Source organism: Marinomonas pontica (genome assembly GCF_026191375.1).
Lineage (GTDB): Bacteria > Pseudomonadota > Gammaproteobacteria > Pseudomonadales > Marinomonadaceae > Marinomonas > Marinomonas pontica.
This window is the reverse complement of record NZ_JAODTL010000028.1, coordinates 23,271-34,347: the sequence shown is the minus strand read 5'-3', so window position 1 is coordinate 34,347 and position 11,077 is coordinate 23,271. Positions and strand designations below refer to the sequence as shown.

The window sequence follows — 11,077 nt, the reverse complement described above, 5'->3', positions numbered from 1 at the left end:
TCTTGGATGTGAGCTTCACTGAAGCCGCTAAGAAGGAAATTGAGTCTTATGCGTTGCAGCAAAACTTAACAACCCTGCGTAATCGTGTTAATGAGTTGGGTGTGGCTGAGCCTCTGGTTCAGCGTCAGGGTAGTAACCGTATCGTGGTTGAGCTTCCTGGTGTGCAAGATACTGCGGCTGCGAAACGTATTATCGGTGCGACAGCAAACCTTGAATTCCACTTGGAAGCTGGTTTAGACGACAAGGGTGCAGATATTGAAACGCTGACATTCCGCGATGGCAGTGGTCGTACCGCGCGTTTAGAGCGCGATATCATTATTACTGGTGACAGTGTTTCTGATGCCAGCTCCTCTTTTGATGAAAATGGTCAGCCTCAAGTAAATATCAGCTTGGACTCTAAGGGTGGCAAGCAGATGAGCAAAGTGACTCGTGCTGCGGTAGGCCGAAATATGGGCGTTGTGTTTATTGAACACAAATCTCGTAGTCGCTTTGTCGAAAAAGACGGCAAAATGGAAGAGGTGCGTCGCAGTTACAGTGAAAAGGGCATTATTTCATTGGCAACGATTCAAACTACGCTAGGAAACTCGTTCCGTATTACTGGCTTGGACAGTCCTCGTGAATCTTCTGAGTTGGCGTTGTTGCTTCGTGCTGGTGCTTTGGCTGCGCCAATTTACTTTGTGGAAGAGCGCACAATTGGGCCAAGCCTAGGGGCTGAAAACATCAAGTTGGGCGTGAGTTCTGCTCAGATTGGTTTGTTAGTGGTTATGTTGTTCATGCTGGTTTATTACAAGGTGTTTGGTATTTTTGCCAATATCTCGTTGGCATTGAATATTGTGCTGTTGATGGCGTGCATGTCGTTGTTGTCTGCCACGTTAACCTTGCCGGGTATTGCGGGTATTGTGTTGACAATGGGTATGGCCGTGGATGCAAACGTGCTGATCTTCTCTCGAATAAAAGAGGAATTGGCAAATGGTTTGCCTAGCCAGCAGGCGATACATTCTGGTTTTAACCGTGCATTCACAACCATTTTTGACGCCAACATTACGACTTTGTTGGTGGCTGTGATTTTGTTTGCTGTTGGGACGGGGCCTGTAAAAGGGTTCGCCGTTACTTTGTCGCTGGGTATTATTACTTCTATGTTTACAGCGATTGTTGTAACGCGTGCGCAAGTCAATCTTGTGTACGGTGGTCGTAAAAACAAGAAACTGTATATATAGGAGGGTGCCATGAAAGTGACAAATATTCCGTTTATGGCAATGCGTAAAATCGTCGCTGTTTTTTCGCTCACGCTGATCATTATCTCTCTTGGGTCTTTGGCGACGAAGGGGTTGCAGTTCGGTCTTGATTTTACGGGCGGGACCTTGATTGAGGTGGCTTACGAAGAAGCGCCAAAATTAGACGATGTTCGTGATTTGCTGGGCGCCAATGGCTATTCCGATGTCGTGGTACAAAACTTTGGTTCACCGACAGACGTTGTTGTGCGAATGGCTAACGCGTACACCCCGACGCTGGGTGATGAAGTGTTATCTACTTTGCAGAATCATGGTGAAACAACGGTCTCGCTGCAGCGTTCTGAGTTTGTGGGCGCTCAAGTAGGGGAAGAGTTGCGTGAACAAGGTGGGTTGGGCATGTTACTTGCCTTGGCTATTGTGATGATTTACGTGGCGGTACGTTTCCAGTTTAAGTTCTCTTTGGCGTCTGTTGCGGCGTTGATTCACGACGTTATTATCACATTAGGTTTCTTTTCTATCTTTGAGGTGGAATTTGACTTAACGGTGCTGGCGGCATTGCTTGCTGTGGTGGGTTACTCGCTTAACGATACCATTGTTGTGTGTGATCGGATCCGCGAGAATTTCCGGATTATGCGTGATACTGAGCCGTACGATTTGGTTAATGAGTCTATCAATCAAACACTGGGCCGTACCTTGATCACCTCTTTGACAACCTTGTTTGTGTTGGTGGTTTTGTTTGTGGCTGGCGGTGAGGCTATTCATAACTTCTCTATGGCTTTGCTTGTGGGAATTGTGATTGGTACATATTCTTCTATATTTGTTGCGGCAAATTTATTGCTGGCAATGGATGTGAAGAAAGAAGATTTGATTCCAGCGCCTAAAGAAGAGTTAGAAGACGATTTGCCTTAATTTGGCAGCTCGTATTTGATGAACAACAAAAAGCCTGCTTGATGCAGGCTTTTTGTTGTTGGGTGCTTTGTTTTGTCTATTTTAAAAGCGACAAGTTACTTTATTTGTCGGCTATTTTGCCGAAGTGCATGCCCATTTGAGTGGGGGTTTCGGCTTGTAGGGAGTCTTCCCAATGAATGGCGTCTTTGCCAAATAAAACGATAGCGGTGGAGCCAAGCTTAAAGAGGCCCATTTCTTCGCCTTTTTTAATTTCGATGTTATTCAGTTGATCATAATCCCACGTCACAACGTTTTTATTAAATGGTGTGACTTGTCCTGCCCACACGGTTTCGATGCTGGCCACAATCATGGCGCCAACCAGGATCACTGCCATAGGGCCAGCTTCTGTTTCAAACAGGCATACAGTACGTTCATTGCGGGCGAAAACGTTAGGAATTTGTTCGGCAGTGACTTTGTTTACCGAGAAAAGCTTGCCAGGGATGTGGATCATCTTGGTCAGTTTGCCAGTCAATGGCATGTGAACACGATGATAGTCTTTTGGTGAAAGATACACTGTGGCGAAAGATCCACCGAGAAATTGGTTAGATAAAGAGGCGTCGCCACCAAGTAGGCTGGTTAGGCTGTAATGGTGACCTTTTGCTTGAAATAATGTGCCATGTTCAATCTTGCCTAGCTGGCTGATTGCGCCATCTGCTGGGCAGGCAATGCCATTTTCTTCAGGGCAGATAGGGCGTAATTCAGGTCGAATGGCACGAGTGAAAAAGTCGTTGAAATTGCGATAGGAGAGTGCATCGCTGTTTACGGCTTCGGACATATCTACTTGGTATTTCTTGACGAATTGGCTGATGAAGGTGTTTTTCACCCAGGTGTTTTCACACTCTGCAATTTTGCCGACGCTTCTTGACAGTAGTTTTTGTGGGGTGATGTGTTGTGCAAATGCAAAAAGTTGATCTTTAGTCACGCTGTTTGTCCTGATGTAAGTAAAGTGGTTAAAAAGAATGTCATGTTGTGCGATGGCTTATTAAAGACACTATTTGTTTTAGCTTGATATAATCTTTGTCGCTAAACTCGGTTCGTGTTTCTAGCCAAAATATTGCCATTTCTCTTTCTGATGTCGGTGTTGACGCGAGAATGAGGTGGCTATTGGTATCGATTATTTGCTCTGAAGTGTGCGGTAAATCTTTTACTAACCCATTGAGTTTTTTGCCAGAAAGATGGACGGCGGATCGGGCGTTGGTGAGTTTACTAAAGACGCTAGAGGGGGCGTTCCATTTGATATTCTTAATCGTGTCGGCATTGTATCCGAATTGATACAAAGGTGTTGTTTTCTGGTTGACGGTTTTGAAAATGATGCAGTGTTGCGCGTTTGGAATGGCTTGCTTTATTGTCTGCAGAGCCAAATTTGTTTTTTGTTTTGTATCATAAATATCGTGTTTTCCTAGTGCTTTTTTAAGCTGAGCAATAGGTGAGATTTTGTCTGATTTCGGCTTCGGTGCTTTTTTTCCTGTATACAGATACGGGTCAAGCAATTGTAAGGCCAGTGGGGTTGTGCCTTTGGTATTAAACAACGTTGCAGCTTCGACACTGGCGCGGTGTGTGGTTTGGATTATGTCGCCAATGTGCCGATGCATGACGGTTGCGATGACCCGATAGAAAAAAGGCAGGTTTTTAGAATCCCATCCCATTAGGCTGACTTCGTGCGCCACTTTATTTGCACAGAAAGAGAAAATAAGCGGGTTATTAATGAGTATGGTCAGTCTTTTGTCTTCTGGGAAATGCGGCAGTTCATCAGGGTGATGTGCAAGGTGTGCCAAGGTTTGCAGTTCTTTGGATGTCGGAATGTGTTTGGTTAGGAATGATTCCATGACCTTGCTTGGTGTATGCCAGTGCTTGCATAAATGGACGGTCAATTCATCAATTCGACAGCCGAGTGTGCTGAGTTCTGCTTGGCTTGGCTTTTCTCCATGGCTGATTTTTTGTTTTAGCTCGACCATGGTTGGGTAGGCGTAAAACCACAGTAACCATCTTGCAGCATCGCGAAACAGGGTAATCCAGAAAATATCGTCTTCATGGCTGGTCAGTTTTTCGATGGACCAGTGTCTTGCAATGGTTGCTGCTTCGTAGCTGGTTTGTATCTCATGCAAAAAAGCGGCGATGTGAGGAGGCGTGTGTCTGGATTGGGTACTGTAGGACTCAAAGCGTGAAAACAGTTTCCCAATGCCATTCATGCCCACCATGGCTGCTGCGTGAAACGGAGTGTTGATTTCGTTGTCTTTGTTTGGGGTGACTCTGTTTGCTTCATTCAGTATGGCAAACGCGAGCAAAGGATCTGAGGCGATATTGCTTTGCATGCCATCAAGTGTGTCTTCGGTTCTTGAAATTTGCGCCTTAAGACGAGTTAAATTTACCGCTTTCACGGGAAATTTTTTATTTTGTAAGAAATGTAGCCATTCATTTAGGCCAGATGGTGACTTGTCTTTCATAGCTGGTTACATTGATGGCTCGTAGTAAGTGACTAATTAAATGCTCTTATATTTCTGATCTCATTAATCATACTGTATATTGAGGTAAGAGCATACTTTGTCAGTATTAAGGAAGGTAATATGTTTGCATTAGCGGGTTTGCTAGTGGTTATCGTCAGTGTTGTTTCAGGCTATTTAGCGTCTCACGGTAATATGCTGGCGTTATGGCAACCATTCGAAGTGCTCATTATTTGTGGCGCTGCATTGGGCGCATTTATGGTGGCAAATCCTTTTGTGGTACAGAAAAAAGTGCTGACGATGTTGCCGCAAGTTTTTTCTGGCAGCCGTCACAATAAAGCGTTTTATTTGCAGTTGTTGGGTTTGATGTATTGTCTTTTTCAAAAAAGCCGACAGCAGGGTTTCTTATCAATAGAAGAAGACATTGAATCGCCGATGACAAGTGAGTTATTTAGTCGTTTTCCAGATGTCATTCGTGACCATGAGGTGGTGAACTTTTTAACCGATAATTATCGTATTTTTACGTTAACGGGTTTGCCTGCCTATGAGATTGAGGCCATCATGGACAATGAAATAGAACAAATACAAGAGGAATTGGTTGCTCCGAGCCATGCGTTGACTCGTGTGGCTGAGGCTCTTCCCGGCTTTGGTATTGTTGCGGCCGTATTGGGGATTGTGATCACAATGGGATCGATTGGTGGGCCACTGGAAGAAATTGGTGCTCATGTTGCGGCGGCTTTGGTAGGGACGTTTTTAGGTATCTTTTTTGGTTATGGCTTTGTTGGGCCAGCGGCTTCTCATTTAGAAAGTTTGGGGGCGCACGAATTAAAGGCGTATTTGTGTATTAAGGCGTGCTTGAATTCGATTGTGTCTGGGTATGCGCCGCCTGTTGCTGTGGAAACGGGTCGCAAATTATTGCCGCCTGAAATGAGACCGAGTTTTATTGAGTTGTCCGATGGTCTTAAACAGTATCGCTAATGTGGATGTTCGCCAAGAGAAAGGAGAGTAGGTCATGGCTCTAGGTACAAATGGCTTGGTCATTCGCAGAGTCAAAAAAATTAAGAAAGGCGGACATCACGGCGGAGCATGGAAAATTGCGCTTGCTGACTTTGCTTTGGCGATGATGGCGTTGTTTTTGGTGCTGTGGTTGCTGAGCGTGGCTTCCCCTGAAGAGCTTGCTAGCATTGAAGGTTATTTTCATGATCCGATGGGGCCTTCGACGGCGGGCTTTAGTGCTAACCCTATCGATCTCGGTGGCAGTCCAGCCAAAAGTCCCGAGAAAAAACTGGATTTGCAGTTGCCCGATCCCGGCAGTACGGATTTGCCGATGAAGGATGAGTTGTTGGGTAATGGGCCAGATTCAGCTGAATCAAACAGTTTGAATAATATGTTGCAAGAGGCAATGAGCAATACGAACGTTTTGCTTTCTCAGCAGCAAAATTTGCGCATTGAAATCACCCCTCTTGGTGTTCGTATTACCTTGCTGGACAATCCAGATAAGCCTATGTTTGAGCGTGGCAGTGCGCGGATGATGCCGGATATAGAGAATACCTTGCTGACAATGTCACCTATATTTAATCGGATTACCAATCCAATTGTTATTACCGGGCATACTGACTCATCTAAGTTTAGTGGTGATAGATTGGATAATTGGGATTTGTCTGCGCTACGAGCTAATGCGGCGCGCCGGATCTTGGAAGAGGGTGGTGTGGCCGATAAGCGATTCGCTCAAGTTATCGGGCTATCTGATACGATTCCATACAATCGGTTTGATACAGACAGCGCCGAAAACCGCCGTATTAGTATTACGTTGTTGACGGATGAAGCGTATCGAAAATTGCTGGATCAGAATCGTCGTTTTTTCGGTAATCCTGCCCAGCAATCAGATTTAAAGCTTACCCCTGAAACGGTGTTCTAAAATGCTTGATTTTCTCTAATAGAGTGTTTGATTCTTAAAAAGCTTTGGAACCGGTGTTCGGTTATTTCGCCTTTTTCCAGTGCGTCTAGAATAGCGCACCCTGGTTCTTTTTCGTGTGCGCAATCACGAAAACGGCAATAACCAATGTGCGGTCGGAATTCAATAAAGCCATTTAGCAGTTCGTCTTCTGAAATATGCCACAATCCGAATTCACGAATCCCGGGGGAATCAATGAGGTCTCCGCCCTTAGGCATGTGAAATAGTCTGGCTGTCGTGGTGGTGTGTACGCCTTTTTTGCGTTTCTGAGAAAGCTCTCCCACACTGATGTCGATGCCAGGTAGCAGCGTTCCGATCAAGGACGATTTTCCTACACCCGATTGACCAACAAAAACACTCGTTTTGTCTTGTAAGAAATTATAGAGCGCTTCCATTCCTGCTTGGTTTTTGATCGAAGTTCTAATGATGTTGTAGTTTAAGTCTTCGTAGGTTTTAAGCAGCTCATTTAGATCAGCTTGGTTTGTTTCGTCTATTAGGTCGCATTTATTAAGCAATATGACGGGGGATGCCCACGGTTTCGGCCGCCACTAAATAGCGGTCAATGAGGTTGGCATGAGCTACGGGCTCAGCTGCAATGACCACGACAATATGATCGATATTGGCAGCGACAGGTTTTAAGCGGCCGTGCATGTCTGGTCTAGACAGTGATGTGTGCCTAGGTGTGGTAGCAACAACAACGCCACCTTCATTTTGTTTTGGGCGCCAGACTACTTTGTCGCCAGTAACCAGTTGGCCCAAATTGGCGCGTAAGTTACAGCGCGTAGAAATGCCGATAAAGGGCTCTTGGGTGCCTTCTACTTCTACTTGGGTACCAAAATGCGAGATGATGATGCCTTCCGTTTCAGAGCCAAGATCCGAGGATTGGAGTAGCTCTTCGGCAATATCACCGCGCTTCTGAGTGCGTTCTACACGCTCTTTTTGAATTCTTTCAATTCGCCACGTTTGTTGCTTGGTAAGTTTTCGCTTCGACATTAGATTCGTCTGGTCATATAGTAAGGCGCATAGAGTATAATGCTTGGCATTGATAATAAAGGACTTGGAAGATTATGAGTGTAAATGACGAAAATTTAATATGGATTGACCTTGAAATGACGGGGTTGGAGCCTGACACGGACACAATTATTGAAATTGCTACCGTGGTAACAGACAAGCATTTAAATGTTTTAGCGAAAGGCCCGAATTTGGCGATTCATCAGGAAAAATCCGTGATGGATGCCATGGATGAATGGTGTACACAGCATCATGGCGATTCAGGGCTGACGGCGAGAGTCCTGTCTTCTACCATCAGTATGGCGCAAGCGGAAGAAGAAACTATCAAGTTTTTATCTCAATACGTGTCTGCAGGGAAGTCACCAATTTGTGGTAACAGTGTGGGTCAAGATCGTCGTTTCTTGTATCGCTATATGCCCCAATTGGAAGCGTTTTTCCATTATCGTTATTTGGATGTAAGTACGATTAAAGAGCTGGCAAGACGCTGGAAACCAGAAGCGTTAGAAGGCTTTAGTAAATCAGGTTCTCACTTGGCGCTGGACGATATTTTAGAGTCTATTGGGGAGTTGCAGCACTATCGTCGCACCATGTTTGGCTTGGACGATAACGTTTAGGTAAACGTTTTTCTCGTTATAATTACAGCCCCCCAACGAGGGGGCTTGTTAGTTTAGGGCGCTAACGCCATCCCAGATGAGTTTGATGCCAGTTAAGAAAAGAAAGCAGTACATGTATTTGAAAAAGAGCGTTGTGGGTAGCTTGTAATGTAGCCAAGCGCCAAGTTGAACCCCGATAAATGCCACGGGTATAAAACAAAGAGACAGCAAAATATTGGTGCTGTTGAGTTGTCCTAACAGGCCGTACGGAATCAATTTTACATAATTAATGGCGGTAAATATGACCGCTGCGGTTGCTACGTATTGTGTTTTGTCGAGATTCGCTCTCAGCAAATAGACGCTCATAGGTGGGCCGCCTGCGTGAGCGATGAAGCTGGTAAATCCGCCGAGTGCGCACCATAGCTTTCCTGCGAGTGCGTGCAGTGGTGCTGACTGAGCGGTTTTGTTTTTCTTGGCCATGAGTTCAGCGTAAATCCGACGGCAATAATACCTACCATGATTTTAAGCCAATCCACTGAAAACCATGATGCCGTTAAACCTCCTACCACTACTCCGGCAATGGCTGCGGGTATGCATTTGATGAGTTGTTCAGTGTTCCACTTTTTCCAGAATTTTTGCACGGTAAAAATGTCCATGATGCATAAAATAGGCAGCATGATGGCGGCGGCCGTAGTGGGCGATGTTTGTAGTGATATTAGTGGTACGGCAATGATGCCGAAGGCGCCTGAAAAACCGCCTTTGGAAATCCCTGTTATGAAAACAGCGATGGCGATAAGAGAGATAAGCAGCCAATCCATAGATAGCCTCTGGTTTAACGGTTGTTTTTATTGATTGGTTTGAATTATGGCGGATTGCGGCTTGTTTCAAAAGGCTTCTGCATTAGAATGATGAGATAAATTCATTGGTGGTTGGTGTTTATTTTTATTTGAAATAAACGATATGAAGGGTTAGAGCGTAATGCAAATAGAAAAAGATGTGTATGGTGAAGAGGCGATGGAAGCATTGGGTGGTGCGCTTTCGTCTGTATTGTTGGGTGGTGGGGTTGTGTACCTAGAAGGGGATCTTGGTATGGGTAAAACTACCTTGGTTCGCGGTGTTTTGCACGGGCTTGGTCATACTGGTCCGGTAAAAAGTCCGACCTATACACTGGTTGAACCCTATGAGATGGCAGCATTAGAAGTGTATCACTTTGATTTATATCGTGTAGCGGATGCAGAAGAGTTGGAGTTTATGGGGATTCGTGATTATTTCACTGACGATAGTCTGTGTCTTATTGAATGGGCTGAAATGGGGCGTGGGATTTTGCCTGAGGCGGATTTGATTGTTTCGTTGTCTTTGATTAAGCAGGGACGTCATGTTGTGATTGAGGCGGGTTCGAAAAAGGGTTTGGCGGCTTTGTCATTGCTTAATGGGTGATAACACCTTGATGTATAGACTTCTTTACCATAAGTAAGATTGAGATCCATTTGATCAGCAGTTATAGTGTGTCAGATATACTAGCTAGCTGTCTGATATGCATACTAAATTTCATACTTTTATATTCGTTTTATTTCATTTTGTCGTGTCTGTGGTGGCGGTTAACGCGTTCGCTGCAGACGTTCGAGATATTCGTGTTGCCCAGCAAGAGGGGGTGACACGTTTGGTTTTTGAACTTTCTGATGCGTCCGAGCACCGTATATTCCCACTTTCTAATCCTGAGCGTATTGTTCTTGATATTAGTGGTGTTGATCTGAACAACTCTGTCGTAAATGGCCTGTCCGCGCTGTCTTCTGATGTGTTAATGCGTGTGCGTTACGCGAAGCGAGAAAATGGTGTTCGATTTGTTTTGGATTTGGCACAGAAGGCTAAGGCTAAAAGCACTGTTTTGGCTGCGAATGGAACCTACGGCCCAAGAATACTGGTTGAGCTTGAGTACGGTGTACAGAAGCCTGTTACGGTTGTGAAAAGCTTAGCGAACTTGTCTAAGGAGAAGCGCGATATTGTTATTGCGATCGATCCTGGGCATGGTGGAAAAGATCCGGGGGCGTTGGGGCAGTACAGTGTCAGAGAGAAAGACGTTGTTTTGTCCATCGGTAAAGAGTTGGCCAGTCGGATTAATGCGGTTGATGGCTTTAAGGCGGTCCTTACTCGTTCTACAGACACTTTTCTTCAGTTGAGGGATCGTTCCCGTGTGGCGCGTGAAGCGAATGCGGATTTGATGATCTCGATTCATGCGGATGCGTTTACGAAATCGAGCGCGCGCGGGGCTTCTGTTTGGGCGTTGTCATTGAGTGGGAAGAGTTCAGAAATGGGGCGTTGGTTGGCTCAGCAAGAGAACTCGGCCGATTTGGTGGGTGGCATATCCTTGGATGATAAGGATCAGCTGTTGGCTGAAGTGCTTTTGGATATGTCGATGAACTCGACGATTCAGATGAGTCTGAATATTGGTAAAAGTGTTTTAGGTGAGATGAAAGGTGTGGCGGTTTTGCACAAAGACAGTGTGCAGCAAGCCGGTTTTGTCGTTCTTAAATCGCCTGATATACCATCTATCTTAATTGAAACGGGGTTTGTTTCGAATAAGACAGAAGCAAAAAATCTTTCTAGCCGTACTTATCGGGTGAAGTTGGCTGAGTCCATTTCGAAAGGTGTGATCGAGTATTTTACTAGAAATGCACCGGACGGGACGTTGGTTGCTTGGAAGCAAAAGAAACATTCGGATTACGTATACATTGTAAATAAGGGCGACACCTTGTCTGAAATCGCTCGACGTAATCAGGTCTCCTTACCGGTTTTAAGGCAAGCGAACAATTTGAGTAATGATGTTATTTGGATTGGTCAGAAGCTTGTTATTCCTGCCGGCTAGAATTCAGCGTTAGTCTTTAGCCCTTTATTTTAAGG

At 45.1% G+C, this 11,077-nt stretch carries 9 protein-coding genes and 2 pseudogenes; 7 read left to right on the top strand and 4 right to left on the bottom strand.

Going from position 1 to position 11,077, the window contains the following annotated elements:
* Both secD and secF read left to right on the top strand, forming a co-directional pair.
* Positions 1-1,217, top strand: a 1,217-nt coding sequence (gene secD, locus N5P32_RS06130) for a protein translocase subunit SecD (protein ID WP_265728232.1), incomplete at its 5' end; no start/stop codon positions are given.
* Between the two features lie 9 nt (positions 1,218-1,226).
* Positions 1,227-2,141, top strand: coding sequence for a protein translocase subunit SecF (gene secF, locus N5P32_RS06125; RefSeq protein WP_265728231.1), 915 nt, complete (start codon positions 1,227-1,229; stop codon positions 2,139-2,141).
* A gap of 100 nt (positions 2,142-2,241) precedes the next feature.
* Here secF and asd read toward each other — a convergent pair whose 3' ends face one another.
* Together asd and N5P32_RS06115 are read right to left on the bottom strand one after the other, a co-directional pair.
* A complete protein-coding gene (gene asd, locus N5P32_RS06120) occupies positions 2,242-3,102 on the bottom strand; it encodes an archaetidylserine decarboxylase (RefSeq protein ID WP_265728230.1) in 861 nt (286 codons plus the stop codon).
* 40 nt (positions 3,103-3,142) lie between these two features.
* Positions 3,143-4,624, bottom strand: coding sequence for an HDOD domain-containing protein (locus tag N5P32_RS06115; RefSeq protein WP_265728229.1), 1,482 nt, complete (start codon positions 4,622-4,624; stop codon positions 3,143-3,145).
* A 120-nt stretch (positions 4,625-4,744) separates the two neighbouring features.
* Between N5P32_RS06115 and motA the strand changes: the two genes are divergently transcribed.
* Positions 4,745-5,599, top strand: a complete 855-nt coding sequence (motA, locus tag N5P32_RS06110; RefSeq protein ID WP_265728228.1) for a flagellar motor stator protein MotA — start codon at positions 4,745-4,747, stop codon at positions 5,597-5,599.
* 34 nt (positions 5,600-5,633) lie between these two features.
* Positions 5,634-6,539, top strand: a complete 906-nt coding sequence (locus tag N5P32_RS06105) for a flagellar motor protein MotB (RefSeq protein ID WP_265728227.1) — start codon at positions 5,634-5,636, stop codon at positions 6,537-6,539.
* On the opposite strand, the pseudogene rsgA reads toward N5P32_RS06105, so the two are convergent.
* Positions 6,536-7,568: pseudogene (rsgA, locus tag N5P32_RS06100) on the bottom strand (small ribosomal subunit biogenesis GTPase RsgA). The gene N5P32_RS06105 and the pseudogene rsgA overlap by 4 nt on opposite strands.
* Before the next feature lie 74 nt (positions 7,569-7,642).
* Between rsgA and orn the strand changes: the two are divergent.
* The gene (gene orn, locus N5P32_RS06095; protein WP_265728226.1) at positions 7,643-8,200 is read left to right on the top strand and encodes an oligoribonuclease; all 558 of its coding nucleotides are present in this window, start codon (positions 7,643-7,645) and stop codon (positions 8,198-8,200) included.
* A 48-nt stretch (positions 8,201-8,248) separates the two neighbouring features.
* Here orn and N5P32_RS06090 read toward each other — a convergent pair.
* Positions 8,249-8,997, bottom strand: a pseudogene (locus N5P32_RS06090) (sulfite exporter TauE/SafE family protein).
* Between the two features lie 160 nt (positions 8,998-9,157).
* On the opposite strand from N5P32_RS06090, the gene tsaE reads away from it, so the two are divergent.
* Positions 9,158-9,616 (top strand): tRNA (adenosine(37)-N6)-threonylcarbamoyltransferase complex ATPase subunit type 1 TsaE, encoded by a 459-nt coding sequence (gene tsaE, locus N5P32_RS06085; protein WP_265728225.1) that lies wholly within the window; start codon positions 9,158-9,160, stop codon positions 9,614-9,616.
* 97 nt (positions 9,617-9,713) lie between these two features.
* A complete protein-coding gene (locus N5P32_RS06080; protein WP_265728224.1) occupies positions 9,714-11,042 on the top strand; it encodes an N-acetylmuramoyl-L-alanine amidase in 1,329 nt (442 codons plus the stop codon).
* Positions 11,043-11,077: the final 35 nt, after the last annotated feature.

What these genes read in the sequence shown, in the direction of transcription:
- secF (WP_265728231.1), top strand. Translation starts at nt 1,227, where the DNA reads ATGAAAGTGACAAATATTCCGTTTATGGCAATGCGTAAAATCGTCGCT.
- N5P32_RS06115 (WP_265728229.1), bottom strand. Translation starts at nt 4,624, where the DNA reads ATGAAAGACAAGTCACCATCTGGCCTAAATGAATGGCTACATTTCTTA.
- motA (WP_265728228.1), top strand. Translation starts at nt 4,745, where the DNA reads ATGTTTGCATTAGCGGGTTTGCTAGTGGTTATCGTCAGTGTTGTTTCA.
- N5P32_RS06105 (WP_265728227.1), top strand. Translation starts at nt 5,634, where the DNA reads ATGGCTCTAGGTACAAATGGCTTGGTCATTCGCAGAGTCAAAAAAATT.
- orn (WP_265728226.1), top strand. Translation starts at nt 7,643, where the DNA reads ATGAGTGTAAATGACGAAAATTTAATATGGATTGACCTTGAAATGACG.
- tsaE (WP_265728225.1), top strand. Translation starts at nt 9,158, where the DNA reads ATGCAAATAGAAAAAGATGTGTATGGTGAAGAGGCGATGGAAGCATTG.
- N5P32_RS06080 (WP_265728224.1), top strand. Translation starts at nt 9,714, where the DNA reads ATGCATACTAAATTTCATACTTTTATATTCGTTTTATTTCATTTTGTC.